Origin of the sequence: Lentzea fradiae (assembly GCF_900100955.1) — a bacterium.
GTDB classification, from domain to species: Bacteria; Actinomycetota; Actinomycetes; order Mycobacteriales; family Pseudonocardiaceae; genus Lentzea; species Lentzea fradiae.
This window is the reverse complement of record NZ_FNCC01000001.1, coordinates 840,866-864,155: the sequence shown is the minus strand read 5'-3', so window position 1 is coordinate 864,155 and position 23,290 is coordinate 840,866. Positions and strand designations below refer to the sequence as shown.

Here is a 23,290-nt window from a genome sequence, read left to right as displayed (position 1 = left end):
TTCTCCCGATCGGGTGGATCTTCAACCTGCCCGCCGGACTCGACTTGCTGGCGGGCGCGAGCAAATCGACCCTCGGTCACTACGAGATCACCCGTGCACACCCGGAGGAGACGAGATGGCATCGACGGCGGAGCACGACACGTCGGAGCGAGGGCGGCTGCGGGTGATCTTCCGCCTGCGCGTGCCGGACGCGGAGCGGGACCGCTTCCTCGACGCCTACCGGCGGATCAGGCACCAGGTGTCGCGAGTGGAGGGTTACCTCGGCGACCAGCTGTGCCAGTCGGAGGGCGACCCCGAGGACTGGGTGCTCACCAGCGAGTGGTCCAGCCCGGCGCACTTCCACGCCTGGGAGCGCGGCGCGGACCACCGGCGGCTCGCGGCCCCGCTGGTCGCGGCCACGACGGCGCGCGAGTCCCTGCGCTACCACGTCCGCCTGACCACCGCGCCGGGCACCGAAGCCGATCGAGAACTGCTGGAGGCCAAGTCGTGAACCGGTATGCGTTGACCTTCCCGGTGCGGCCCGAGTCGGAGGCGGCGGTGGCCGAGATCCTCTCCGGCTACGCCGGGCCCCCGCCCGGCCGCCCGCAGGCCGCCCGCCCGTTGCTGGACCGCACGTCGGTCTTCATGGCGGGACCGGTCGTGGTGCGGGTCGTGGACATCACCTGCCCGCCGCAGGAGGCGATCCGGCACCTGGCCGCGCAGCCCCAGATCCGGTCCGTGGAGGAACGGCTGCGCCCGCACCTGGTGCAGGACCGCGACCTGTCCGACGACGACAGCAGGCGGCGGTTCCTGGCCGGCTCGGTGATGCGGGTGGTCGCCTCCCGCAACGACCAGCCCGGCCACCCGCCCCGTGCGGCGGCGTTCTACCGGGCGTTGCCGGGCCAGGCCGCCGAGGTGGTGCGGCTGCTGGCCGCCGAGAGCCGGGACTCCGGTTGCGGCACAACGATTTTCCGACGAAGGGACATGATCGTGCACTTGGTGGAGTCCTTCGGCGACGAGCCCGCCGTACCGCTCGCGCAAACGCTGGCGCCGCTGGTGCACACGGCGCGCCCGATGTCGCTGGTGACCGACCGCGTGGTGGGGGCGGTGGTGGCATGACCGGCCAGCTGCACCACGTGATGAGCCCGGACGACGTCGCCCCCAACACCGGCCGCGGCGGCGACATCCGGGTCGTGCTCGGCCCGGCCACGGTCGGCGCCACCTCCGGGTTCATGGGAGTCGTGCTGATCGCGCCCGGCGACCGGGTGAACGAGCACTACCACCCGTACTCCGAGGAGTTCCTCTACGTCGTCGAGGGTTCGGTGGTGGTGGACCTCGACGACGTGCCGCACGAGGTGGGCACGGACCAGGCGGTCCTCGTGCCGATCGGGGTGCGGCACCGCGTGCGCAACACCGGGACGTCACCGGCGCGCGTGCTGTTCCAGCTGTGCCCGCTGGCCCCGCGGCCGGACCTGGGGCACGTGGACACGGAGCAGGTGTCGTGACGCGCCGGGTGGCGGTCACCGGCCTGGGAGTGGTGGCACCGGGCGGCATCGGGACGAAGACCTTCTGGGAGCTGATCACCTCCGGACGCACCACCACCCGGCCGATCACGCTCTTCGACCCGGAGGGGTTCCGGTCGAGGATCGCCGCGGAGTGCGACTTCGACCCGGTGCACGAGGGCCTGACCACCGCGGAGATCACCCGGATGGACCGCTACGTCCAGTTCGCCGCCGTCGCGGCCGACGAGGCGTGGCGGCAGGCGCAGGTGGCCGTCGCGGACCCGTGGCGGCTGGGGGTGTGCATGGGTTCCGCGGTCGGCGGCACGACGCTGCTGGAGCAGGACTACGTGGCCACCTCGCGCCGCGGGCGGCAGTGGCTGGTCGACGCGGACGCGGCCTCGCCGTTCCTGCACTGCGCCCTGTCCCCCGCCACGCTGGCCGCGGAGGTCGCCGACCGGGTCGGTGCCCGCGGGCCCGTGCGGACGGTGTCCACCGGCTGCACGGCCGGGCTGGACGCGGTGGGCCACGGCGCCCGCCTCATCGAGGACGGCAAGGCCGACGTGGTGGTGGCGGGGGCCTCGGAGTCGCCGATCTCACCGATCACGGTGGCCTGCTTCGACGCGATCCGCGCGACCTCGGCGCGCAACGACGATCCGGCGCACGCGGCTCGTCCGTTCGACCGCGACCGGGACGGCTTCGTGCTCGGCGAGGGCGCGGCCGTGCTGGTGCTGGAGGAGCTCGGCCACGCCCGTCGCCGGGGCGCGGAGGTGCTGGCGCGGGTCGAGGGCTTCGCCACCCGCAGCAACGCCCACCACATGACGGGTCTGACGACGGAGGGTGTCGAGATGGCCGAGGCCGCCGGGCGCGCGCTGGACCACGCCGGGGTGGCGCCGGACGAGGTCGGCTACATCAACGCGCACGGCTCGGGCACCCGGCAGAACGACCGCCACGAGACCGCCGCGTTCCACCGGCTCCTGGGCGAGCGCGCGCACCACGTGCCGGTCAGCTCGATCAAGTCGATGATCGGCCACTCGCTGGGCGCGATCGGTTCCATCGAGCTGGCCGCCTGCGCGCTGGCCCTCGTCCACGGCGTGGTCCCGCCGACCGCGAACCTGGACACACCGGACCCGGAGTGCGACCTGGACTACGTGCCGCACACCGCCAGGGAACGCCCGCTCGACGTGGTGCTGTCGGTCGGCAGCGGCTTCGGCGGGTTCCAGTCCGCGGTGGTGCTGACGAAGGCGGGACGGCCGTGAGTCCCGCGGCCGTCGTGACCGGTCTCGGCGTGGTCGCCCCGAGCGGTCTCGGGGTCGGCGAGTTCTGGCCCGCCGTGCGCGACGGGCACCTGGCGCTCGCGCCGATCGGGCGGATCGACCCCAACCCCTACCCCGTCACCGTGGCGGGCGAGGTGGCCGCGTTCGCACCGGACGGGTGGGTCGACCCGCGGATCACCGTGCAGACCGACCGGTTCACCCACTTCGCCCTCGCCGCCGCCGACCTGGCGCTGGAGGACGCCGCGCTGGAACCGGCCGCGGTCGGCCCGTTCGAGTTCGGGGTGATGACGGCCAGCTACAGCGGCGGCGTGGAGTTCGGCCAGCGCGAGATCGAACGGCTGTGGCGGAACGGACCCGAGCACGTCGGCCCCTACCAGTCGATCGCCTGGTTCTACGCCGCGTGCTCCGGCCAGGTCTCCATCGGCAACGGCTTGCGCGGCCCGTCCGGCGTGCTGGTCGCCGACGAGGCGGGTGGCCTGGACGCTCTCGCCGCCGCCGGGGGCGAGCTGCGCCGGGGTGCGCGGGCCATGCTGGTCGGCGGTGCGGAAGCCCCCTTCTGCCCGTACGCGATGTGCTGCCAGCTCGGGCTGGGACTGCTGAGCACGTCCCGCGACCCCGCCACGGCCTACCAGCCGTTCACCGGGCAGGCGGGCGGGTTCGCGCCGGCCGAGGGCGGCGCCATGCTCGTCGTGGAGGACGCCGACGCCGCGCGCAGCCGCGGCGCCGCAGTGAAGGCGGTGGTGGCGGGACACGGCGCCACCTACACGGGTCGGCGGCAGTTCGACCAGTCGGCGCAGGGACTGCTGCGCGCCGCGACGGACGCGTTGGCGGAGGCCGGTCTGACTCCGGACGGCGTGGACGCGGTGTTCCTCGACGCGATGGCCGACCCGAGCGCCGACGCCGCCGAAGCAGAGGCGGTGCGCCTGCTGCTGGGCGAGCGCGCGAGCCGAGTTCCGGTGACAGCACCGAAAGCGGGCTACGGACGCTGCTACGCCGCCGCGGCCGTGCTCGACGTCGCCGCCGCCGTGCTGGCCCTCGAACACGGTCTCGTGCCGCCCACCCCCGGCGTGCGCGACTGCCTGTTCGACCTCGACCTGGTCACCGGCGCCGCTCGCCCGGCGGACCTGCGCACCGTCCTGGTGCTCTCCCGCGGCGTGTACGGCGGGAACTCGGCGCTCGTGCTGCGCCACCCGGAATCACCGATCACCGGAGGTAACTGACTGTGGACACCCGACTCTCCCCCGACGACCTGGCGGCGCTGATCAGCCGGTGCACCGGGGTCCCCGTGACCGGCGAGCAGGTCACGGACCCCAGCCGCACCTTCGACGACCTCGGCGTGGACTCCCTCGGCGTGATGGGCGTGCTGTCCGAGCTGCAACGCAACCACGGCGTGCCCAAGGACGCCGACCTGCGCCCGCACCAGTCGCCGCGGGAGCTGCTGGCCCTGCTGCCCGGGAGGGTCTGAGATGAGCGGCCACACCGAGAACGAGATCGTCATCGACGCGCCGATGGAGCTGGTGTGGGAACGCACCAACGACGTCGAGCGCTGGCCGGAGCTGTTCAGCGAGTACGCCGCGGCCGAGGTGCTCGAACGCGACGGCGACCGCGTGCTGTTCCGCCTCACCATGCACCCGGACCCGGCGGGCAAGGTGTGGAGCTGGGTGTCGGAGCGCGTCGCGGACCCGGCCACCAGGACGGTCACCGCCCGGCGCGTCGAGACCGGGCCGTTCGAGCGGATGGACATCCGCTGGACCTACGAGCAGGTGGACACGGGCGTGCGCATGCGCTGGGTGCAGGACTTCGCGATGAAACCCGACGCCCCCGTGGACGACGCCGCCATGACCAAGCGCATCAACGACAACAGCCGCGTCCAGATGCAGCTGATCAAGCGGAAGGTCGAGGAGGTCGCGTGCACCGCACACTGATCGTCGCCCGCATCGTCCCCGAGGCCACCGACCAGGTCGCCGCCGTCTTCGCCGACTCCGACGACCACTCCGGCCTGCCCACCGCGCTGGGTGTGCGCGGGCGCAGCCTGTTCCGGTTCGGCGACCTCTACATGCACCTCGTGGAGAGCGAGCAGCCGTTGCCGGAGGCCGTTGCCGCGCACCGCGACGACCCCCGGTTCCGGCGGATCAGCCGCGACCTGAACCCGTTCATCTCCCCCTACAGCCCCGACTCGTGGCGCGAGCCGGGAGACGCGATGGCGCACGAGTTCTACCGTTGGGAGCGTCATGCCTGAAACCCCGGTGCTGATCGCGGGCGGCGGCGTCACCGGCCTGTCCACCGCCGTGTTCCTCTCCTGGTACGGCGTGCCGTCCCTGCTGGTGGAGCGCCACCCCGAACCGTCGGCCGACCCCAGGGCCCGCGCGCTCAACCCGCGCACGATGGAGCTGTACCGCGCCGTGGGCCTGGAACAGGCCATCAGGCAGGTGCGCTCACCGATCGCCGACCACACCGTCGTCGCCCACGCCGAGACCGTGGCGGGCCCGGAGCTGCTGAGGCTGCCCAACCGCCTCGACACCGGCACCGACCCGCTGAGCCCGTGCCAGTGGGCCGCGATCGACCAGAACCAGCTCGAACCACTGCTGCGCGCCCACGCGGTCCAGACCGGCGCGGACGTGCGCTACCACCACGAGGTCGTGGCAGTGGACAACAAACCCGACGGCGTTGTCGCGGTGGTGCGCGACCACCGCACCGGACAGGACGAGCGCGTCCGCGCCGACCACCTCATCGTGGCGGACGGCGCGCACAGCCCCGTCCGCCGCATGCTCGACGTGGGGCAGGACAGCTCGGACCTGCTGGCCCGCAAGGTCAACATCTACTTCGACGCCGACCTCCGCGACGTGTTGCACGATCGCAAGATCGTCGCGCTGACCGTGCGCAACCCCGCCGTGCACGGGTTCCTCACGTCCATCGACGGCGCGAAGCGGTGGCGGTTCGCCGTCTCCCTGCGACCGGGCGACGACGTCGCCGACTTCACCGAAGAGCGGTGCGTGCACCTGCTGCGCACGGCCATCGGCGTCGACGACCTGCCGGTCGTGATCGACCGCGTGTCCGAGACGCCGTGGGAGATCTCCGGCCAGGTCGCCCACCGCATGCACGTCGGCCGTGCGTTCATCGCGGGCGACGCCGCCCACGTCATGCCGCCCGTGGGCACCTTCGGCGTGGCGACCGCCGTCCAGGACGCCTTCAACCTGGCGTGGAAGATCGCCCTGCACCACCGCGGCGTGGCAGGACCGGACCTGCTGGCCACCTACGAGCCCGAACGCCTCCCCGTGGCCCGCCACACCACCACGCTGACCGTGGAACGGTACGGCTTGGTCAACGGCAAACCGGGCGACGCACGCGACAGCGCCGTCCGCCAGCGGGCCACGATGTTCGGCTACACCTACGCCGAAGGCGCCATCGTCGCGGACAGCACCCCCGCCCTCGTGGAAGACCCCGACCACCCCACCGCCGCACCCGGCTGCCGCGCACCCCACATCACCCTGGAGCACAACGGCACCGAAGTGTCCACTGTGGATTTCATGGGCCGCGGCCTGGTCCTCGTCACCGGTCCCGCTTGCCGGAACCTCTCGGACCCCCGGATCGAGCACCACCGCGTCGGCGACACCCTCCACGACCCCACCGGCGACTTCACCCGCCGCTACGGCATCACCGACGAGGGCGCCGTCCTGATCCGCCCGGACGGGTTCATCGCGTGGCGCAGCCCGGCCGCGCCCAGTCCCGACGTCCTGCGGACCGTGGTCGACCAAGTGCTGTTCCGATGAGCGAGCAGCTTCTCAGCGGTCACTGCGGCGGCTTTCCGGCGGTCACGATGACCCGGGACCGCATCGTGGACCGCTACGCGCTGACGTTCCCGGTGCGCACCGGATCGGAAGAGGTCGTGGCCGAGATCCTGTCCCGGTACGCGGTCCTCCCCGAGCACGGCGCGGAGTGGTCGCTGCTGGAACGCACGTCGGTGTTCATGGCAGGGCGTGTGGTGGTGCGCGTCGTGGACATCACCTGCCCTCCTTCGGAAGCCGTCCGGTACCTGGCGAGGCAACCCCACGTCCAGGCGCTGGAGCAACGGCTTCAGCCGTACCTGCTCGACGACCGCGATCCGACCGACGAGGCGAGCCTCCGCCGGTTCGTGGCGGCCACCGTGATGCGAGTGGCGTCCGGCAACGGCCGCACCGGGCGGTTGCCGCGCAGGGCCGTCCTGTACGAGTCACTTCCCGGGCACGCCGGGGAACTGGCCAGGCGGCTCGCCGGCATCACGGTCGCCTGCGGTGGAACCACCGTGTTCCGGCGCCGGGACCTGGTCGTGCACCTGATCGAGTCGGACGACGAGACACCGCCCGTGCCGCTGGTCGGCCTGGTCGCGCCGTTCGCCAGGGTGGCGCAGCCGATGACCCTGGTGACCGACCGTTCGGCGGGAGTGGTGGAGTGACCGGCCAGGAGCGCCCCCGAGACCTGCGCGAACCTGGCCGGGCCACGTCGCCGGACCGAGGGGCGAGTGGGCCGGTGATCGCCGCGCGCCGGCTGTCCTTTCAGGACAGCTCGAAGCGCAGGACCGAGTACGGCGCAGCCGGGGTGAGCGGCGTCAGGACGCGCGAGTTGAGGACGTAAAGTCCTTGCCGCCACAGGGTGTTCGACGTCGGCACGTCGAAGCGGGAGTCGGTCACCTCGCGCACCACGCGGCCGGTCGACAGGTCGGCGCTCATCTTGATGGCCGCGATGCGGTGCGGAATGCCCCGGGTGGTAGCTGTGGTGCGGTGGGCCCGTTCCCAGGCCGCACCGCGGGTCGAGTGCTCGCCGCCCGGCTCTGTCAGAGGCGTTCGAGGATGAGGGCCATGCCCTGTCCGCCTCCCACGCACATGGTGATCAGGCCGGTGGTCTTGTCGTGCCAGTCGAAGCTGTTGAGCATGGTGTTCTGGAGCCGGGCGCCGGTCATGCCGTACGGGTGGCCGACGGCGATCGCACCGCCGTTGACGTTCAGGCGGTCGATGTCGATGCCGAGGTCCTGGTACGACGGGACGACCTGGGCCGCGAACGCCTCGTTGATCTCGACCAGGTCGATGTCGCCGATGCTCATGCGGGCGTTGGCGAGCGCCCGCTTGGTCGCCTCGACCGGGCCGAGGCCCATGATCTCCGGGGAGAGCCCGGACACTCCCGTGGAGACGATGCGGGCCAGCGGGGTGATGCCGAGCTCGGCGGCTTTGGTGTCGGACATGACGATGACGGCGGCGGCGCCGTCGTTGAGGCCGCAGCAGTTGCCCGCGGTCACGACACCGTCCGGGCGGAAGACCGGCTTGAGCTGCTCGACGCCGTCGTAGGTGACGCCGGGACGAGGACCGTCGTCCTTGGCGACGACGGTGCCGCCGGGCGTCGTCACGGGGGTGATCTCGCGTTCCCAGAAGCCGTCGGCGATCGCCTGCTCGGCCAGGTTCTGCGACCGGACCGCGAACTCGTCGAGCTCCCGGCGGCTGAGTCCGCGCAGCCTGGCGACGTTCTCGGCGGTCTGTCCCATGGCGATGTAGATGTCGGGCAGCAGGCCGTCCTCGCGCGGGTCGCGCCAGTCGTGGCCGCCCTCGGCGATCTCGCCGCTGCGGGTCCCGGCTTCCTCGAAGACCGGGTTCAGCGTGCCGGGGGCGTGGTCGGAGGTGCCCTTCGCGAACCGGGACACGGTTTCGACGCCCGCGGAGATGAAGACGTCGCCCTCCCCCGCCTTGATCGCGTGGAAGGCCATCCGGGTGGTCTGCACCGACGAGGAGCAGTAGCGGGTGATGGTGGCGCCCGGGACGTCGTCGAGGCCGTTGAGCACGTTGACGACGCGGGCCATGTTGTTGCCCGCCTCGCCGCCCGGTAGCCCGCAGCCCAGGTAGTGGTCGTCGATCGTGTTCGGGTCCAGCTCGGGGATCTTGTCCAGCGCGGTCCTCACGGCGAACGCCGCCAGGTCGTCGGGACGGAACTCGGCCAGCGAGCCCTTGCCGGCCCGGCCGATCGGGGTGCGGGCGGCGCTGACGATGACTGCCTCGGGCATGTTCGGGACTCCTCTGTCGTGACCGGCGGGTCGTCCGGGGGAAGCGCCCTTCCAGTTCTACTACATCGTCAAATAGTTGACGAGTGCGACGACCGCCACTACCTTCGACCGGGTCGCCCCGAGCGCGACGACGACCGCACCGCTTCCGAGGAGGACCCATGAGCAGCACGTGGTGGCAGGCCATGTACGACGACATCGACAACAAGCGCTTCGAAAGCCTGGAAGCGCGCTTCACCGAGGACGTCGTCGTGACCCTGGCGGGCAATCCACCGGCGGTGGGCCGCGACGTGGCGATGGCCGAGCAGCGCGAGTTCATGGAGTCGTTCCGCTCGCTGCGCCATCAGTTCACCAACACCTGGGAGGTGGACGACACGGCGATCCTTGAGGGAGTCGTCACCTACGAGCGCCACGACGGCAAGACGGTCGAGATCCCGGGCGCCACGGTCGTGACCCGGTCCGGAGACCTCGTCGACACCGTGCGCATCTACCTGGACCTGGCCCCGCTGTACGCCTGAAGACGGTCCGGCCCCGCGGCGTGCCACCGAACCGATGCGCGCCTCCCTCCCACCCCGGTGACCACCACCTCGTTCTGAAACGGAGCACCACCATGACGACCGGCGTACGCAACGAGACCCTGCTCAGGGCGAACCTCATCGCGGGCGATCTCTCGGAGGCGGGGACGTTGGTCGACTCGATCAACCCCTCCACCGGTCAGGTGATCGGCCAGTTCGTCCAAGCCGGCCGCGCCGAGGTCGAACGCGCCATCGCCGCCGCACGCCACGCGTTCGACACCACCGACTGGTCCACGAACTCCCGCAAGAGAGCAGAGCTGCTGAGCCGGCTCGCCGACCAGCTCGCCCTCCGCGCCCCCGAGATCGGCGCGATGCTGTCTCGGGAGAACGGCAAGCTGGAGCGCGAGACGATGTGGGAGGCCGCCACCGCCGCGGAGTGGCTGCGCTACTCCGCCGGCACCGCGCTGACCGCGAGCCACGGCATCGCCGAGGAGGTGGAGCCGGGCGTGTTCTTCCGCTCGGCCCCGGCCGCCACCGGTGTCGCCGGGATCATCTCGCCCTGGAACTCGCCGGTGATCCTCACCGTCCGCGCCATCGGTCCCGCGCTGGCCGCCGGGTGCACCGTGGTGGTCAAGCTCCCCGGCCAGACGGGGCTGACCAACGCCATCTTCTCGGACATCGTGGCGGCGGCGGGCTTCCCCGAGGGCGTCATCAGCATCTTCTCGGAGTCCGCCAACGTCGGCGCGCCGCTGCTGGTCAGCTCGCCCCAGGTCGACGTCGTGAACTACACCGGCAGCACCACCGTCGGCCGCGTCATCGCCAGGGAGGCGAGCGCGACGCTCAAGCGGGTCGGTCTCGAGCTCGGCGGCAAGACCCCCCTGGTCGTCTTCGAGGACGCCGACCTCGGCATCGCGGTGCCGACCATCCTCGCGGCGCTCACCGTGATGAACGGCCAGTTCTGCGTGACGGGCTCGCGGGTCCTGGTGCACCGCTCGATCGCCGACCGTCTGCGCGAGGCCCTGGTCCCGGCCATCTCGTCGTTGGAGCCCGGACCGAGCGACGACCCCGCGAGCGACCTGGGACCGCTCATCGACGCCGCCAGTGCCGCGCGCGTCGACGCGCTGGTGGCCGAGGCCGAGTCCTACGGCACGGTGCTGGTCCGCGGTGGCCAGTTCGCCGACGAGCGCCGGCCGGGAGGCGCGTACTACCGGCCCAGCCTCGTCGAGGTGGAGCGCCTGGACGTGCCGCTGGTGCAGGAGGAGGTCTTCGGGCCGGTGCAGACCTTCGAGATCTTCGACGACGACGACGACGCGGTCCGGCGTGCCAACGCCACGCCGTACGGGCTGGGTGCGTCCGTCTTCACGCAGAGCTCCCTGCGGGCCCAGCGGGTCGCCCGGCGCATCGAGTCCGGCATGGTCTGGAGCAACTGCTGGGCGGTGCTGTCCGAGAAGTTCGAGCAGGGCGGGCTCAAGCAGAGCGGTTACGGCTACCTGTGCGGTCCCGAGGCCATCAAGGAGTTCCAGAGCCTGCGGGTCTTCGTCGAGTCGGTGCCTCCGCCCGCCTAGCCACCACCGGTCGCTGCGGCTTCGCCCGCTCGTGGGTGGCGCGCGCCCGGCGGCTTCGAGCCTCTGCACACCAGACAGGTCCTTGACGAGCGTGACGAACACGCATGGCGGAAGGCAGGTCCGATGTCCGTGGTGATCGGTGTCGACGTGGGCGGGACGTTCACGGACGCGGTGCTCATCGACGACGAAGGCGGGGTGGTCGCGGCGAAGATGCCGTCGACACCCCCGGACTACTCGACCGGTGTGCTCGACGTCCTGCGCGTGCTCGCCGGGGAGCGGGGCCAGCCGCTGGAGTCGATGCTGGCCGAGGTGCACCACCTCGCGCACGGCACGACGTCGTCGCTGAACGCGCTCGTCACCGGCAACGTCCCGAAGGTGGGCTACCTGACGACCGTCGGCCACCGCGACTCCATCTTCATCATGAACGTCGAGGGTCGCTATCTCGGCCGTTCGCCGGAGGAGCTGCAGGACGTACTGGGGCAGAGCAAGGCGCACGCGCTGCTGCCCAAGAAGCTGGCGCTGGAGGTGGTCGAGCGCATCGACCGTGACGGCAACGTCGTCGTCCCCCTGAACGAAGAGGCGGCCCGCGCGTCGATCCGCGCACTGGTCGACGCCGGTGTCCAGGCGATCGCGGTGTCCTTGCTGTGGTCGTTCCGCAACCCGGTGCACGAGGAGCGCGTCCGCGAGCTGGTGCACGAGATCGCACCCGGCCTGTTCGTGGCGCTCTCCAGCGAGGTCAGCCCGCGCATCCGGGAGTTCGCCAGGAGCGCGACCACGATCATGAGCGCGCAGATCGGTCCCGGCCTGCGCACCTACCTCGGGTCGCTGGAGACCACCTTGCGCGAGCACGGGCTGCGTGGGCCGTTGCTCGTCATGCAGAGCAACGGCGGCGCGGTCGCGGCGGCGGAGGCGCCCAGGACGGCCATCAGCACCGTCGGCTCCGTGCTGACCGGTGGCGTCGTCGGCGCCGTCGCCCTCGGCCGTCAGCTCGGCCACCGCAACGTGATCGCCACCGACGTGGGCGGCACGACGTTCCTCGTCGGCCTGATCGTCGACGGGGAACCCGTGCGGTCGAGCACCACCATCATCAACCACCACCCCGTCAACGTCCCCACGCTGGAGGTGCACGCCATCGGCTCCGGTGGCGGCGCCGTCGCCTGGCTGGACGCGGGCGGCAACCTCCAGGTCGGTCCGCACAGCGCGGGAGCCGTCCCCGGTCCCGCCTGCTACGAACAGGGTGGCGAGCACCCGACCAACACCGACGCCAACCTGGTCCTCGGCATTCTCAGCGACCGCGGCCTCATCGGTGGCCGCAAGCCGCTCTCGGTGGAGGCGGCCCGCCAGGCGATCAGGACCAAGATCGCCGAACCCCTGGGCCTGTCCGTGGAGGAGGCCGCTGCCGCGATCTACGCGGTCCAGAACTCCCAGACCGGTGACCTGCTGCGCAAGACCGTCGTGGAGACCGGGCACGACCCGCGCGACTTCGTGCTCTACGCCTTCGGCGGCGCGGGCCCCGCGCACGCCGCGATGTACGCCGCCGAGGTCGGGGTGGGCGAGGTGGTGATCCCGCTGGGCCAGGTCGCGTCCGCGTTCTCCGCGTACGGGCTGGCCACCTCCGACGTCGTCGTCGCCGCCGAGCTCTCCGACCCCGGCCCCGTGCCGCTCGACCCGGACCGGGCGACGGCCGGGTTCGAGCGTCTGGAAAGGACGGTCGTGCGGGCGCTGGAACGGCAGGGGCTGACGTACGCCTCGACGGTCGTGGAACGAGAGCTGGACCTGCGCTACACCGCGCAGCTGGCCGAGGTGACCACCCCGGTGCCCGGCGGCCCGCTCACGCGGGAGGCGCTCGACGAGGTCGTGACGGCGTTCGAGCAGCGCTACGCCGACCTGTACGGGCCGGGCTCCGGGTTCAGCGCGGCCGGTGTCCAGGCCATCACCTACCGGGTCCGCGCGACCGGCGTGCTGCCGTTCTCCTCAAAGCTGCCCGAGGTCGAGCCCGCCGAGTCGGGCGCGGTGCCCTCCGGTACCCGGCCGATCTGCCTGGACGGACGGCTCGGCTACGTCGACACCGCCGTCCACGACTACCGCGGCCTGAGGTCGGGCCACGTCATCGCGGGCCCTGCCGTCATCGAGCTGCCCACGACCACCGCCGTGATCCCCGCCGGCAGCACCGGCCGGATCGACGCCCTCGGCAACCTCGCGATCAACGCAGGCTAGGAGACCGCCATGGCGCTTCCCGTCCCCGGCTCGGAGATGTTCGAGAGCCGCCCGATCGACCCCGGCGAGCTGCGGCGCCGGTTACCGGCCTCGCTCGCGGTGCACGACGTGACGCAGGAGCAGATCGACGGCCTCGACCCGCTGACCTACGAGGTCGTCCGCCACCGGCTGTGGTCCGTCACCGACGAGATGGGTGAGGCCCTCAAACGCATGTCGGGCTCGCCGATCGTCATCGACGCCAACGACTTCGACTTCGCCATCAGCGACGAGCTGGGGCAGGAGGTGCAGGTCGGCCTCTACAACACGATGCTGGTGGGCGCGGTCGACCTGGCGATCTACTGGACGCTCCAGCACCGGGAGGTGCGCGAGGGCGACATGTTCCTCTGCAACGACCCGTGGGTCGGCGGCGGCCTGCACCAGAACGACGTGATCGTCTTCCAGCCGATCTTCCACGACGGGAAGCTCTTCGGCTGGACCAGTGCCATCTGCCACGAGCCCGACCTCGGCGGCATGGGCCTCGGTTCGTTCTCCGTGCACGCCCAGGACGTCTTCTCCGAGTCCGTGCCGACGCCTCCGGTGCGGGTCGTGCGCGACTTCGAGCTCCAGGAGGACATCGCCGACCTGTGGGTGCGCCGGTCCCGCCTGCCCATGCTGGTGGGCCTCGACCTGCGCGCGAAGATCGGCGCCAGCACGGTGGGCCGCGAACGGCTGCTGGCCGTCATCGAGCAGTACGGCGCCGACACCGTCAAGGCCGTGATGAAGCGGATGATGACCGACGCGGAGTCGCGCCTGCGCACGAAGCTCGCCGACCTGCCCGACGGCACCTGGAACGCGACCGGCTACCAGGACCAGTCCGGTGCCGGTGACCGCGGCCTGCACAAGATGGCCGTCGCCATGACGAAGTCCGGCGACCACCTCACCTTCGACTTCACCGGGACCGACCCGCAGACCGGCATCATCAACTGCACGTACGCCGGGATGCGCGGGGGCGTCATGCTGGCGCTGCTCCCGATCCTGGCCGCCGACATCCCCTGGTCGGCGGGCGGGCTCATGCGCTGCTTCGACCTCGTCTCCGAGCCGGGGACGCTGAACAACGCCACCTTCCCGGCGGCCGTGGCACGCGGCCCCATCGGACCGGCCTGGATGACGGGCACCCTGGTCGCCGAGTGCCTGGCCCAGATGCTCGACCGCTCCCTCACCCTGGGCGGCAACGTCCAGGCCGGCTGCTGCGGCACCCACGACGCGGCCCTCCTCTCGGGGCTCGACACCCGAGGGGAGCGGCCTGCCCCCTTCATCAACGTGCTGATGGAGGTCATGGCAGGCGGGTACGGCGGCAGGCCCGACGCGGACGGCATGGACACCGGCGGGCTGGCGTGCATCCCGATGGGCCGGATTCCGGACGTGGAGATGAGCGAGTTCCTCTACCCCGTCCTGGCGCTGTGGCGCCGCGAGGAGCCCGACACCGGAGGCCCGGGACGGCACCGCGGCGGCGTCAGCGGGTCGACCGCGATCGTCCCGCACGGGAGCGGGTCGCCGTTCGGTGTCACGCTGGCCGCCTCGGGCAAGGCGGTGTCGCAGAACAACGGCCTGGCGGGCGGCTATCCGGGCAACACGGCACGCGGGGTCATCGCCCGTGACGTGGACGTGGCACGCGCCTTCGCCGCCGGGACCGTGCCCGCCTCGCTCGCCGATCTCGGGCCGAACCTCGACCTCCAGCAGTGCTACGCGGACACCGGGATGGGCGTGAACGACGTCTTCGTCCTGCAGTGGCAGGGAGGCGGCGGGTACGGCGACCCTCTGACCCGTCCGGCCGACGCGGTGGCGCACGACGTCCATGAGGACAAGGTGACCCCGCACGGTGCCGCCGAGAACTACGGCGTCGTCGTCGACGCGTCCGGGACCGTCGACCTCACCCGCACCGAGGAGCTGCGCGTGCGCCTGCGCGAGGAGCGGCGGGAGCGCTCCACCGCGGTGCCGGACGCGCCGGTCCTCGACCTCACCGGGTCCCGCCGCCTCAACGACAACCTGGTCGAGGTCACCGTCGGCGGCGAGACGCAGGTGGCCTGCGCGCACTGCGGCCGGAGGCTGGCCGGTGCCGGCAGCGAGGCACTGGAGCTGGCCCGCTTCGAGGGACCGTCGAGCGCCGCCGGTCCGCAGGTCCTCTCGGACCCCGGCGACTACGTCGACGCCCCGGTGGTGTTCCGGCAGCTGTGCTGCCCCGGCTGCTGGACGGCTGTCTACAGCGGCATCGTTCCGGTGGGCCACCCCGACCACGCCGCCGACCTCGGGCACCTGCTGGGCCCCACCCGTGGGTCCGAGCACTCCCCCACGCGAAGGACCTCGGCATGACAGGACGATCGGCCGACCCGCGGGTGGTGCGGTACGACGAGAAAAGGGTGGAGCGGTACCTGCGGTCCGGCGCCTGGAGCGACGTGCCCACCGCCGAACGCTTCCACCAGGCCGCCGTCCGCCACGGTGACCGCACGGCGGTCGTGGACCAGCACGGGTCGATCACCTACGCGGAACTGGACCTCCGCACCGACCAGGTGGCCGCCGCGCTCGTCGAGGGCGGCCTGGCCCCCGGCGACCCCGTCCTGTTCCAGCTCGGCAACAGCATCGCCACCGTCGTCGCGTGGTACGCGGTGCTCAAGGCTGGGGCCGTGCCAGTGGCCACCCTCGCGGGCCACCGGAGTCACGAGATCGGCCACGTCGCGCGGCAGGTCGGCGCGGTGGGCCACCTGGTCGACGCCACGCCGGGAGCGAAGTTCGACCTGGTCGCGTTCGCGAGGGAACAGGCGGAGCTGACACCCTCGCTGCGGTACCTGTGGACGGTGCACGGAGCAGAACGGGACGCGACCCGGCGCCTGGAGGACCTCGGCACCGGCATCGACCCGGCGACGGCACGCCGGGTCGTCGAGGGCGTCCAAGCCGGACTCGACCCACGTGACATCGCCGTCTTCCAGCTTTCCGGCGGCACGACCGGTTCTCCGAAGATCATTCCGCGCCTGCACGGCGAGTACTGGAACAACGGGCTGGCGTGGGGACTCGCGCTCGGCAGGACCGAGTCGACGGTGGCGGCGCACGCCGCGCCGCTCCTCCACAACGCCGGTGTCTCGTGCGGCCTGCACGCCACCCACGCGCTGGGTGGCTGCCTGGTCCTGCCGCCACCGGTCAAGGACGTCGCGCTGGCGCTGATGGCGGCCCACCAGGTCGACGACACGCTCTTCGGCCACGGCATGTTCGGCTGGATTCTGTCCGAGGAGTACGAGGCCGCCGCCGCCCACCTGCGCACCGTCGTCCTCGCCGGTGCGAAGGTGCCCCCGGAGGTCTTCGCGCGCGTGGAGAGCTTCGGCGCGCGGGCCGCCCAGACGTTCGGCATGGGCGAGGGCCTGTTCACCCTGACGCCGCTGACCGCGCCACGGGAGCTTCGTGCCACCACGGTCGGGCCCCCGCTCACCGCCGACGACGAGTTCCGCGTCCTCGACCCCGGCAGCGAACGCGAGCTGCCCGACGGTGAGATCGGCGAGCTCGCGTGCCGCGGCTGGTACACCATCCCCGGCTACTTCGACGCCCCGGAACACAACTCCCGCGCGTTCACGTCCGACGGCTTCTACCGCACCGGTGACCTCGCAGCGGTGACGGTCACCGCGGACGGAAGCCGCTACCTGTCCATCGAGGGCCGCATCAAGGACATCGTCAACCGGGGCGGCGAGAAGATCAACGCCGAAGAGCTCGAACAGCTCCTGCACCGGCACGACGCCGTGCTGGAGGCCGCCGTGGTGGCGATGCCGGACCCCGTGCTCGGCGAACGGGTGTGCGCCTACGTCGTGACGACCGGAGCGCCCCTCGACGTGCCGGCGCTGCGGCGGCATCTGGAGTCGCTGGGGGTCGCGAAGTACAAGTGGCCGGAGCGGGTCGAGGTGGTCGGCGGCCTGCCGCGCACCCAGGTGGGCAAGGTCGACAAGCGGGCGCTGCGCGACGACATCGGCGCCAAGCTGTCTGCGGGCACGCTGTCGTCCCGCTGAAGAGCCTCCTGGGCAGGCGCGGAACGACCGCGCCTGCTCAGGAGGGGTCGATCTCGCCGAGGCGGTGTTCGAGCAGCGAGATGTCGTCCTTGAGCATCGCCAGGACCGCGTGGACGGAGGCCGGAGCCTCGTCACGGCCGCAGTGCAGCAGTACGGAGGCCACGGCGAGCTCGGCGAACTCGTCGGCGATGGCGGAGACGTCGTCGTCCGGCTGGCTCCACCAGGTCATCCAGTTGACCATCCCGATCAGGCCGAGGGTGGCCGTCCGGCTGTTCACCGGGCGGAAGAGCCCGGCGGAGATCCCGCGCTCGATGACCGCCTGGTAGGCGCGGAGCACCCGGCGGCGGCCGTCGGTGTAGAGCTCCGTGACGTCGTCCGGCAGCTCGGCCTCGGACCGCAGCAGCAGCCGGAACTGGTCGCGGTGCCGGGCCTGGAACGCCGTCGAGGTGCGCACGAGCGCACGCAGGTGCGCGTCCGGCGCGAGATCCGGGTGCTCGGCCGCCAGTGCCTCCAGCTGCTCGGCGACGTCCATGGTCGTCTCGCGCACCAGGCGGACGAGCAGCTCCTCCTTGCTGGAGAAGTAGTAGTACAGCGCGGGCCGGGTGAGGCCGGACGCCTCGGCGATGTCCTGCAGGCTGGTGCCTGCGAAGCCACGCTCGGCGAACAGCGCCGTCGCCCTGTCCAGGATCTGGCGCTCGACCAGCTCCTTGCGGGCCCCGCTCGAACGACGGCGTGGCGTCGCGGCGGCAGCGGACCCCTCGCCCGCCTTCTCCGCTCCCGTCCTCGTCGCGCCGGCCTTCTCCACAGTGGACTTCTCCTGGCCGGTCTTCTCCACGGCGGTCTTTTCCACAGTGGACTTTTCCACGGCGTTCTTCTTCGCGGTGGTCTTCTTCGCGGCGGCCGGTCGGCGTGTGCTCGCCCGCGAGTCCGGAGCCTCTCGGTCGGTCGTGGCCTTGGCCTTCGCGCGGGAACGCGGCGTCGGGGCTGACATCGGACGGATCTTACTCCGCGCCGCGCACGGCGGGAGCGGCTTCCGGAGGCCGCCTGCGCAGGTAGGCGTCGGTGGTGATCCGCAGCGCCTGCCGGTCGCCGACGAAGAGCCGCCCGTGCGTGGTGAGCAACGCCCGCGCCTCATCGGTCAGGCGCACGGCCGCGATCTCGATCTCCCCGCGCAACGTCGCACCCGCCCGCACCGCGTGCGTCAGCTGGACGTCGCGGATGGCCCGGCCCGCGATGACCGGCCACCGCCGGTAGGCGCCGAGGACCGCGAGCCGCTGGAAGACGCCGAGCGTGTGCACCCCGCTCGCGATGATCTCGCCGAACTCGCGTGTGGCGGCGTAGTCGTCGTCGAGGTGGATCGGCTGCGGGTCCCAGTCCGCGGCGAACCGCACGATCTCCTCCTTGGTGACGGTGTGGCCGCCCAGGTCGATGACGGTCCCGGCGACGAGGTCCTCCGGCCACACGACGCCGTCCGGTCCGGGTTCACGGTCAGGCATCGCGAACCTCCGCGTCACCGGCGGCGAGGGCGCGCAGCAGCACCTTGTCCACCTTGTAGGTCGCGGTCCGCGGCAGGGCGGGCAGCAGCTCCAGCCGCTCCGGCCACTTGTACTTCGCGACTCCGAGCCCTTCCAGGTGCTGCCGCACGTCGCCGAGCGAGGGCGCCGTGGAGCCCACGGCGACGACGTAGGCGCACGCCCGTTCGCCGAGCCGTTCGTCCGGCATGGCCACGACGGCCGCCTCGCGGATGGAGGGGTGCTGGAGGAGCAGCTTCTCGACCTCCTCGGTGCTGAACTTCTCGCCGCCGCGACTGACGACGTCCTTGACCCGCCCCTCGATCGAGAGGTGTCGCACGCCGTCTCGCTCGACCAGCCTGACCAGGTCGCCGGTCAGCAGCATCCCGTCCGCGGTGAACGCGGCCTTGTCGTGCGCCGGCGCGTCGAAGTAGCCCGCCAGGGTGCTGGGGCCGCGGTAGACGAGCACGCCCGTCTCCCCGGCGGGCAAGGGCTCATGTGTCACCGGGTCGACGACCGCCAGCTCGTCGTCCCCGTGGACCGGGCTGCCGACCGTCGCCGAACGGATCTCGGGCGGGGCGGCGCGGTACGTGGAGGTGTAGGGGCCTTCGGCCATGCCCCACGTCTGGCCCATCCAGATGCCCTGCGCCGTGCACGCGTCGAAGAGCGCCCCCGGCGGCTTCGAACCGGAGAAGATGATCACCTTCAGGCCGGCGGCCAGGTCGCCCCACGAGTCCTCGTCGAGCCATGAGGCCATGAAGCCGCCGATCATCATGTCGTTCACCCGGTGCTCGGCCAGCATCCGCACCGTCTCGGGTGCTTTCCCGAACGGCACGGCCACCACGCAGCCGCCGACGACGTGTGCGCCGAACAGGGCGTTGACGACACCGGCGTTGTGCAGGAGCGGCAGGACGTGCGCGATGCGGGAGTCCGGGGTTCGCCCCAATGCCCGCGAGTTGGCCACGGCGTTGTTCCAGTACTCGGCGTGGAGGCGCGGGATGAGCTTGGGCGTGCCCGTGGTGCCACCGGAGAGCTGGAAGACCGCCACGTCCTCGTGGTGGATCCGGTCTTGGACCGCGTCGACCTCGGCACGCGCGCGTTCGAGCGACACGTCCCCGCCCAGCTCCGAGACGCGTGTGAAGCCCTCGGGTGCGGGGCCGACCGTGAGCAGGCGCACCGGGAAGGGCTTGTCCGCGGCGTTGTCGCGGGCGAGCCGGACCAGGGCACCGTCCGAGACGGCGGAGTCGACGAGGTGCGCGACCGCGCCCACGGCGCTGCTGATCGGACCGATCTCGTTGGCGCGGTGGGCCGGGAGCGCGGCCACCGGCACCGCCCCGCACTTGAGCAGCGCGTAGAAGGCGAGGACCGACTCCGCCGAGTTGCCGGCCTGCACCACGACGGGGGCGCCGCGCGGGAGGCCGAGCGCGACCAGTCCCGCGGCCATCCGGTCGGTGCGTTCGTCGAGCTCGCGGTAGGTGAACGTCCCGTCCGGCCCGGCGACCGCGTCGCGTTCCGCGTGCAGGCCGCACACCTCGCGCAGGCGCTGGACGGTCGTCCTGTCCGACCACGACCCACTCGCCAGGTACCGCGCCGCTCGCTCGCGGTCGTGGATCGGGATGCGTGGGTCCAGCAGGTCTGGCACGGCTACCTCCACCTCGTTCGGACGTCCTGGAATTCTACCGTAACGACGATTATTTGACGAATGAGTTAGAGTCAACGTCGGATGATCGACACGAGCGTCAAACCGAGAGGAACGGCACCGGGATGAAGTCGCACAGGATCGGGCTGATCGTTCCGAGCTCCAACGTCACCGTCGAAACGGAGATGCCGGCCCTGCTCGGGGCCGCCGCGGACGCCGAGTTCACGTTCCACTCGTCCCGCATGCGGATGACCGCGGTGACCCCCGCGGGGCTGCGGGCCATGAACGTCCAGCGCGAACGCTGCGTCATCGAGATCGCCGACGCGTCGCCGGACGTCATCCTCTACGCGTGCCTGGTCGCCCTCATGGCCGGCGAGCCGGGAGAGCACCGGCGCGCGGAGGGCCTGATCGCCGAGCAGCTCGCCACCGGCGAGTCGGCGGCCAAGGTCCGGTCGAGCGCCGGCGCGCTGGTCGAGGCGCTACGGGCGCTCGGAGCTCGCCGGATCGCACTGGTGACGCCGTACCTGCGTCCGCTGGCCCAGAAGGTCGTCGACTACCTGACCGCCGAGGACTTCGAGGTCTCCGACTGGCGGGCGCTCGAGGTGGGCGACAACCACGCGGTCGGGTGCATCCCCGGTGACCGGGTCATGGAGTCCGCCCGTGACCTCGACCTGACGGGGGTGGACGCGGTCGTGCTGTCCGCCTGCGTGCAGATGCCCTCGCTCTCCCTCATCGCCCCGGCCGAGCAGGAGCTGGGAGTCCCCGTTCTCTCCGCCGCGACGGCAGGCGCCTTCAGCATCCTGCGCGGCCTCGGCCTCGGCACCGGGGTGCCCGGCGCCGGAAGCCTGCTGTCGGGGTCGTACCGCTGACCGTCGCACCGACGAAAGGAGCTCCACCATGTCCGCCACACCGCTGCCCCACCTCGCCAGAGGCGTGGACCACGCGGCCTTCCCGACCCTCGACCCGGCCGCAACCATCCGCTTCTACCGCGACGTGCTCGGCTTCCCGGTCGTCCACTCCATCTGCGCCGCCGGGTGGGGACCGGAGAAACACCCCGACTTCGTGCACTTCTTCTTCGACATCGGCAACAACGACCGGATCGCGTTCTTCCACTACTTCGGCTTCGAGCCGCCGATGGTCTCCGAGCGCGGCGACGCGTTCGCCCGCTTCAACGACGAGATGCCCGGCTTCTACATCACGTCCCGCCACCTGGCCATCCACGTGGAGTCCGAGGAGCACCTCACCGAGTACCAGCGCAGGCTCGACGAGAGCGACTGGCCGACGGAGATGCGCGTCCAGCACGAGACGATCGAGTCCATCTACACCCACGACCCGAACGGCTACATGCTGGAGATCACCCGCGCGCTGCGTCCGGTGACGCCGCAGGAGGACCAGGACGCCGCGATCTCCGTCCAGGCGCTCCTCGACATCGCCGACGCCGGCACCCTCACCCTCGACGCGCTGCTGCAGCGCAAGGCCGAGCTGATCCTCGCGCACGCCGAGGAGTGGGAGCAGCTGACGATCCCCGAGGAAGTCCGCTGATGCCGACCATCTACGTCCTGGACGTCCCGGAGAACACGACGATCGTCGAGGTCGCGTCCCGTCACAGCCACGTCGCCGTCCAGGCGGTCGGCCCGTACGTGGAGCTGTCCAGCAGCGAGCCGATCGTCATCGACCGCCGCGCCACCGGGTGCCGCCACGCGGTCTGGTACAGCTGCCTCGCGGGCCTGTCCGCGAGCCGCATCGTGCAGTGGGACAAGAACGCCCTGCGAATCGAGGCGGCATGAGCACCCCGGACGTGCGGACCACGACGCACGAGCTGAAGACGTCGGACGGCGCGCGGATCGCAGGAGTTCTGCACACCGTCGGCAACGGCCGCGGCGCCGTCGTCTCGATCATGCATCCACGACAGGACGTGACCCACCACCCGTTGATCCCCGCGTTGCTGGCGGCGGGCATCTCCGTGTGGACGCAGGGATCCCGCTCGGTGAACAACGACATCGCGCTGGTGCACGAGCAGACCCTGCTCGACGTCGCGGCCGGGCAGACCTTCGTCGCCAAGCGGGACTTCGGAACCACGATCACCCTCGGGCACTCAGGCGGCGCAACGCTGTACGCCTTCTACCAGGAACAGGCGCTGACCCCACCGGCGGAGCGGCACGCCGCGTCGCCCTCCGGCGTGCCCGTCGACCTGCCCGGCGCCACCATGCCGGTCCCCGACCTGACCATCTTCCTGGCCCCTCATCCCGGTCAGGGGGTGCTGCTGGAGCGTCTGATCGACCCGTCCGTCACCGACGAGAGCGACCCGCTGTCGGTCGACCCCGCCCTGGACCCGTTCGACCCCGCCAACGGGTTCCGGGAGCCACCGGAACAGGCGCGCTACTCCCCGGAGTTCGTCGAGCGCTATCGCGAAGGACAACAAGCGCGAGTCCGGCGCATCGACGCGGTGGCACTGGCCCACGTGGACGCCCAACAGGCGGCGGGGGACGACCAGGGGAGCCGGCGCGCCGCCGACACCGTCCCGGTCATCCCGGTCTACCGCACGGACGCCGACCTCCGCTCGGTCGACCTCTCGATCGACCCGAACGACCGGCTGTACGGCTCCCTGTTCGGCCGCCGCCCGCATCGCGGGAACTACCGGCTGCCGGGCTTCGCCAGGGTCGTCACGCCGGCGTCCTGGCTGTCGACCTGGTCGGCCAACCACTCGCGCGCGAACTTCGTGCGCAACGCCGCCGGGGTGGTGACGCCGACGCTGCTCATCGAGCTCACCGGCGACCAGGCGTGCTTCCCCGCCGACGCACGGGCGATGCACACGGCGTTGGCGGCAACCGACCGCACGCACGTGCGGGTGGCCGGGCAGCACTTCGGCCAGGCGATCGAGCCCGGCGCTCCGACGGGCATCGAGCTGGCGGCCGAGCAGATCCGCAAGTGGCTCGCGGACCGCGTCTGACGAGGTCCCGTCCACCGGTTCGAGAGCTTTCCGAGGAGACAGAAGGAGGGTGTGCGGACTGATCCGCACACCCTCCTCGTCACGGCGGTGC

24 protein-coding genes are annotated in these 23,290 nt (G+C 71.7%); 19 read left to right on the top strand and 5 right to left on the bottom strand.

Going from position 1 to position 23,290, the window contains the following annotated elements:
• The first annotated feature begins 115 nt into the window (after positions 1 to 115).
• From BLT23_RS40540 to BLT23_RS03800, 10 genes are read left to right on the top strand one after another with little or no spacing between them, the layout of a single operon-like run.
• On the top strand, positions 116 to 490 hold the full coding sequence (locus tag BLT23_RS40540) for an antibiotic biosynthesis monooxygenase family protein (protein WP_176946578.1): 375 nt from the start codon (positions 116 to 118) through the stop codon (positions 488 to 490).
• The gene (locus tag BLT23_RS03840) at positions 487 to 1,098 is read left to right on the top strand and encodes a SchA/CurD-like domain-containing protein (protein ID WP_176946577.1); all 612 of its coding nucleotides are present in this window, start codon (positions 487 to 489) and stop codon (positions 1,096 to 1,098) included. Before BLT23_RS40540 ends, BLT23_RS03840 begins: the two co-directional genes overlap by 4 nt.
• On the top strand, positions 1,095 to 1,484 hold the full coding sequence (locus tag BLT23_RS03835; protein ID WP_090045590.1) for a cupin domain-containing protein: 390 nt from the start codon (positions 1,095 to 1,097) through the stop codon (positions 1,482 to 1,484). Before BLT23_RS03840 ends, BLT23_RS03835 begins: the two co-directional genes overlap by 4 nt.
• Positions 1,481 to 2,737 carry a beta-ketoacyl-[acyl-carrier-protein] synthase family protein gene (locus tag BLT23_RS03830; protein WP_090045589.1) on the top strand — a complete coding sequence of 419 codons (1,257 nt, stop codon included), beginning with the start codon at positions 1,481 to 1,483 and terminating at the stop codon, positions 2,735 to 2,737. Before BLT23_RS03835 ends, BLT23_RS03830 begins: the two co-directional genes overlap by 4 nt.
• Positions 2,734 to 3,975 carry a beta-ketoacyl synthase N-terminal-like domain-containing protein gene (locus BLT23_RS03825; protein WP_090045588.1) on the top strand — a complete coding sequence of 414 codons (1,242 nt, stop codon included), beginning with the start codon at positions 2,734 to 2,736 and terminating at the stop codon, positions 3,973 to 3,975. Before BLT23_RS03830 ends, BLT23_RS03825 begins: the two co-directional genes overlap by 4 nt.
• Before the next feature lie 2 nt (positions 3,976 to 3,977).
• A complete protein-coding gene (locus tag BLT23_RS03820; protein ID WP_176946576.1) occupies positions 3,978 to 4,220 on the top strand; it encodes an acyl carrier protein in 243 nt (80 codons plus the stop codon).
• A 1-nt stretch (position 4,221) separates the two neighbouring features.
• Entirely contained in the window at positions 4,222 to 4,680 is a 459-nt protein-coding gene (locus tag BLT23_RS03815) for an SRPBCC family protein (protein ID WP_090045586.1), read from the top strand.
• Entirely contained in the window at positions 4,665 to 4,994 is a 330-nt protein-coding gene (locus tag BLT23_RS03810) for a TcmI family type II polyketide cyclase (RefSeq protein ID WP_090045585.1), read from the top strand. Before BLT23_RS03815 ends, BLT23_RS03810 begins: the two co-directional genes overlap by 16 nt.
• Positions 4,987 to 6,525: an FAD-dependent monooxygenase gene (locus BLT23_RS03805; RefSeq protein WP_090045583.1), complete on the top strand. Its 1,539-nt coding sequence runs from the start codon at positions 4,987 to 4,989 to the stop codon at positions 6,523 to 6,525. The genes BLT23_RS03810 and BLT23_RS03805 overlap by 8 nt, the downstream gene beginning before the upstream one ends.
• Positions 6,522 to 7,187, top strand: coding sequence for a SchA/CurD-like domain-containing protein (locus BLT23_RS03800; RefSeq protein ID WP_090045582.1), 666 nt, complete (start codon positions 6,522 to 6,524; stop codon positions 7,185 to 7,187). Before BLT23_RS03805 ends, BLT23_RS03800 begins: the two co-directional genes overlap by 4 nt.
• A gap of 100 nt (positions 7,188 to 7,287) precedes the next feature.
• Here the strand turns inward: BLT23_RS03800 and BLT23_RS40535 are convergent, their stop codons facing one another.
• Together BLT23_RS40535 and BLT23_RS03795 are read right to left on the bottom strand one after the other, a co-directional pair.
• Positions 7,288 to 7,461, bottom strand: a complete 174-nt coding sequence (locus BLT23_RS40535; RefSeq protein WP_176946575.1) for a hypothetical protein — start codon at positions 7,459 to 7,461, stop codon at positions 7,288 to 7,290.
• 104 nt (positions 7,462 to 7,565) lie between these two features.
• A complete protein-coding gene (locus BLT23_RS03795) occupies positions 7,566 to 8,780 on the bottom strand; it encodes an acetyl-CoA C-acetyltransferase (RefSeq protein WP_090045580.1) in 1,215 nt (404 codons plus the stop codon).
• Positions 8,781 to 8,938: 158 nt separating this feature from the next.
• On the opposite strand from BLT23_RS03795, the gene BLT23_RS03790 reads away from it, so the two are divergent.
• From BLT23_RS03790 to BLT23_RS03770, 5 genes are all read left to right on the top strand, one after another.
• Positions 8,939 to 9,295, top strand: coding sequence for a nuclear transport factor 2 family protein (locus BLT23_RS03790; RefSeq protein WP_090045579.1), 357 nt, complete (start codon positions 8,939 to 8,941; stop codon positions 9,293 to 9,295).
• A 92-nt stretch (positions 9,296 to 9,387) separates the two neighbouring features.
• Complete coding sequence (locus BLT23_RS03785) at positions 9,388 to 10,857, top strand: aldehyde dehydrogenase family protein (protein WP_090045577.1); 1,470 nt, start codon at positions 9,388 to 9,390, stop codon at positions 10,855 to 10,857.
• 123 nt (positions 10,858 to 10,980) lie between these two features.
• Positions 10,981 to 13,074 (top strand): hydantoinase/oxoprolinase family protein, encoded by a 2,094-nt coding sequence (locus tag BLT23_RS03780; RefSeq protein WP_090045575.1) that lies wholly within the window; start codon positions 10,981 to 10,983, stop codon positions 13,072 to 13,074.
• A 9-nt stretch (positions 13,075 to 13,083) separates the two neighbouring features.
• On the top strand, positions 13,084 to 15,423 hold the full coding sequence (locus tag BLT23_RS03775; RefSeq protein ID WP_090045574.1) for a hydantoinase B/oxoprolinase family protein: 2,340 nt from the start codon (positions 13,084 to 13,086) through the stop codon (positions 15,421 to 15,423).
• The gene (locus BLT23_RS03770) at positions 15,420 to 17,099 is read left to right on the top strand and encodes a (2,3-dihydroxybenzoyl)adenylate synthase (protein WP_090045572.1); all 1,680 of its coding nucleotides are present in this window, start codon (positions 15,420 to 15,422) and stop codon (positions 17,097 to 17,099) included. Before BLT23_RS03775 ends, BLT23_RS03770 begins: the two co-directional genes overlap by 4 nt.
• Before the next feature lie 37 nt (positions 17,100 to 17,136).
• Here BLT23_RS03770 and BLT23_RS03765 read toward each other — a convergent pair whose 3' ends face one another.
• The 3 genes from BLT23_RS03765 to BLT23_RS03755 are packed head-to-tail and all read right to left on the bottom strand — an operon-like array spanning position 17,137 to position 20,252.
• Positions 17,137 to 18,090: a TetR/AcrR family transcriptional regulator gene (locus BLT23_RS03765; RefSeq protein WP_176946574.1), complete on the bottom strand. Its 954-nt coding sequence runs from the start codon at positions 18,088 to 18,090 to the stop codon at positions 17,137 to 17,139.
• 10 nt (positions 18,091 to 18,100) lie between these two features.
• Positions 18,101 to 18,595: a MaoC/PaaZ C-terminal domain-containing protein gene (locus tag BLT23_RS03760; RefSeq protein ID WP_143035808.1), complete on the bottom strand. Its 495-nt coding sequence runs from the start codon at positions 18,593 to 18,595 to the stop codon at positions 18,101 to 18,103.
• Positions 18,588 to 20,252: an AMP-binding protein gene (locus BLT23_RS03755; protein WP_176946573.1), complete on the bottom strand. Its 1,665-nt coding sequence runs from the start codon at positions 20,250 to 20,252 to the stop codon at positions 18,588 to 18,590. Before BLT23_RS03755 ends, BLT23_RS03760 begins: the two co-directional genes overlap by 8 nt.
• Before the next feature lie 122 nt (positions 20,253 to 20,374).
• On the opposite strand from BLT23_RS03755, the gene BLT23_RS03750 reads away from it, so the two are divergent.
• From BLT23_RS03750 to BLT23_RS03735, 4 genes are read left to right on the top strand one after another with little or no spacing between them, the layout of a single operon-like run.
• Entirely contained in the window at positions 20,375 to 21,118 is a 744-nt protein-coding gene (locus BLT23_RS03750; protein WP_090045566.1) for a maleate cis-trans isomerase family protein, read from the top strand.
• Positions 21,119 to 21,146: 28 nt separating this feature from the next.
• Complete coding sequence (locus BLT23_RS03745; protein WP_090045564.1) at positions 21,147 to 21,791, top strand: VOC family protein; 645 nt, start codon at positions 21,147 to 21,149, stop codon at positions 21,789 to 21,791.
• Positions 21,791 to 22,036, top strand: a complete 246-nt coding sequence (locus BLT23_RS03740) for a hypothetical protein (protein WP_090045563.1) — start codon at positions 21,791 to 21,793, stop codon at positions 22,034 to 22,036. Before BLT23_RS03745 ends, BLT23_RS03740 begins: the two co-directional genes overlap by 1 nt.
• Entirely contained in the window at positions 22,033 to 23,199 is a 1,167-nt protein-coding gene (locus BLT23_RS03735; protein ID WP_090045562.1) for an alpha/beta hydrolase, read from the top strand. Before BLT23_RS03740 ends, BLT23_RS03735 begins: the two co-directional genes overlap by 4 nt.
• Positions 23,200 to 23,290 lie beyond the last annotated feature (91 nt).

Coding starts and splice junctions, on each gene's coding strand:
- BLT23_RS40540 (WP_176946578.1), top strand. CDS start 116: ATGGCATCGACGGCGGAGCACGACACGTCGGAGCGAGGGCGGCTGCGG.
- BLT23_RS03835 (WP_090045590.1), top strand. CDS start 1,095: ATGACCGGCCAGCTGCACCACGTGATGAGCCCGGACGACGTCGCCCCC.
- BLT23_RS03815 (WP_090045586.1), top strand. CDS start 4,222: ATGAGCGGCCACACCGAGAACGAGATCGTCATCGACGCGCCGATGGAG.
- BLT23_RS03805 (WP_090045583.1), top strand. CDS start 4,987: ATGCCTGAAACCCCGGTGCTGATCGCGGGCGGCGGCGTCACCGGCCTG.
- BLT23_RS03800 (WP_090045582.1), top strand. CDS start 6,522: ATGAGCGAGCAGCTTCTCAGCGGTCACTGCGGCGGCTTTCCGGCGGTC.
- BLT23_RS40535 (WP_176946575.1), bottom strand. CDS start 7,461: ATGAGCGCCGACCTGTCGACCGGCCGCGTGGTGCGCGAGGTGACCGAC.
- BLT23_RS03795 (WP_090045580.1), bottom strand. CDS start 8,780: ATGCCCGAGGCAGTCATCGTCAGCGCCGCCCGCACCCCGATCGGCCGG.
- BLT23_RS03790 (WP_090045579.1), top strand. CDS start 8,939: ATGAGCAGCACGTGGTGGCAGGCCATGTACGACGACATCGACAACAAG.
- BLT23_RS03785 (WP_090045577.1), top strand. CDS start 9,388: ATGACGACCGGCGTACGCAACGAGACCCTGCTCAGGGCGAACCTCATC.
- BLT23_RS03780 (WP_090045575.1), top strand. CDS start 10,981: ATGTCCGTGGTGATCGGTGTCGACGTGGGCGGGACGTTCACGGACGCG.
- BLT23_RS03775 (WP_090045574.1), top strand. CDS start 13,084: ATGGCGCTTCCCGTCCCCGGCTCGGAGATGTTCGAGAGCCGCCCGATC.
- BLT23_RS03770 (WP_090045572.1), top strand. CDS start 15,420: ATGACAGGACGATCGGCCGACCCGCGGGTGGTGCGGTACGACGAGAAA.
- BLT23_RS03765 (WP_176946574.1), bottom strand. CDS start 18,090: ATGTCAGCCCCGACGCCGCGTTCCCGCGCGAAGGCCAAGGCCACGACC.
- BLT23_RS03760 (WP_143035808.1), bottom strand. CDS start 18,595: ATGCCTGACCGTGAACCCGGACCGGACGGCGTCGTGTGGCCGGAGGAC.
- BLT23_RS03750 (WP_090045566.1), top strand. CDS start 20,375: ATGAAGTCGCACAGGATCGGGCTGATCGTTCCGAGCTCCAACGTCACC.
- BLT23_RS03745 (WP_090045564.1), top strand. CDS start 21,147: ATGTCCGCCACACCGCTGCCCCACCTCGCCAGAGGCGTGGACCACGCG.
- BLT23_RS03740 (WP_090045563.1), top strand. CDS start 21,791: ATGCCGACCATCTACGTCCTGGACGTCCCGGAGAACACGACGATCGTC.
- BLT23_RS03735 (WP_090045562.1), top strand. CDS start 22,033: ATGAGCACCCCGGACGTGCGGACCACGACGCACGAGCTGAAGACGTCG.